The following is a 1,202-nucleotide window of genomic DNA, read 5'->3' on the forward strand; positions in this document are numbered from 1 at the left end:
TGTCGCGGGCGGGTTCCGGCGAGCGCACGGGGCCGCGGCCCCAGGACCACAGCGCGCCGGCGCCGTCGATCCCGTAGGGGGACGATTCGCTCGCCCCGACCCACCGCAGGGGCGGCAGCCCCGGCACCGGCCGCGGGGAGGTGAGGACGGTGTCGTCGGTCGTGCCGTCGCCGAGGATCCCCGTGACGGTGCGTCCCCAGGTCCAGACGGTGCCGGCCGAATCGAGCGCCAGCGCGAAGTGCTGGCCGCCGGCCACCTGCACGACCTCGGCGTCACCGAAGCCGTCCACGCGGACGGGCCGGTTGGTCTGCCCGCCGCGCGGTTCCACTCCCAGCAGGCCGTGGACGTTGTTGCCCCAGGCGCACACCTCGCCCGTCGCGGTGGCGATCACCGCGGCCCCGCTCGCGTCGGACACACTGACCGCCCCGGGGACGTCGCGGATCCGGCGGACCGTGGTCCCGGGCGGTTCACCGAGGATCTCGGTGAGGTTGACGCCCCAGCCCAGGACACCACCGTCCGAGCGGAGGGCGAGGGCGCTGAGGGAGCCGTCGGCGACGGAGACCACCTCGTCGACGCCCTGCACCGCGGCCGGGGTGGTGCGGACGGGGGAGTCGCCCCGGAACCCGCCGGAGGCGGTGAACGAGTCGCCCCAGCCGGAGACGGTGCCGTCCGCGTGGGTGATGAGGAACGCCGACCCCACCGCGGCCACCGAGATCGCGTCCGAGACCCCGGGTACACGGCGCGGCAGCAGGGTCTGCCCGGCGCCGCCGGCCGTCCCGGCGAGGAGGCCGTCGTGGTCGACGCCCACCACGGAGACGGTCCCGCCGGCGTGCACGGCGGCCAGGGCGGTGCCGGCGTCGGCGACCGAGACGACGTCGTCCCACCCGGGGACCGGGCCCATGGGCAGGCCGCTCCGGATCACCTGACCGATGAGGTGGGCCTGTCCGGGCTCGTGGCGGGGGGCGGTGGGGAAGGCAGTGGAGTCCGAGCAGGCGGACGCGAAGAGGACGGCGCGGTCGGCGGGGCTGCACGCGGTCGTCCCGCCGAGCGCGAGGCAGACGGCGGTGGTCACGGTGACGACGCGCAGCGGGATCCGCATCCCCGGATTCTGCTGGGGCGGCGGGCGCTTGTCGAGCGGTTCGTCAGCTGCGCAGGCGGTCGGCGCGGCGGAACGCGCGCCGCTGCTCGGCGGCGTCGCGGTC

Annotated in this window: 1 protein-coding gene; it reads right to left on the reverse strand. The window is 76.7% G+C overall.

Annotated elements, in window-relative coordinates; genetic code table 11:
- On the reverse strand, positions 1-1,072 hold a 1,072-nt coding region (locus HMPREF3086_RS02580), incomplete at its 3' end, for an RCC1 domain-containing protein (protein ID WP_371441643.1).
- Positions 1,073-1,202 lie beyond the last annotated feature (130 nt).

Source organism: Dietzia sp. HMSC21D01, from assembly GCF_001815995.1.
GTDB classification, from domain to species: Bacteria; Actinomycetota; Actinomycetes; order Mycobacteriales; family Mycobacteriaceae; genus Dietzia; species Dietzia cinnamea.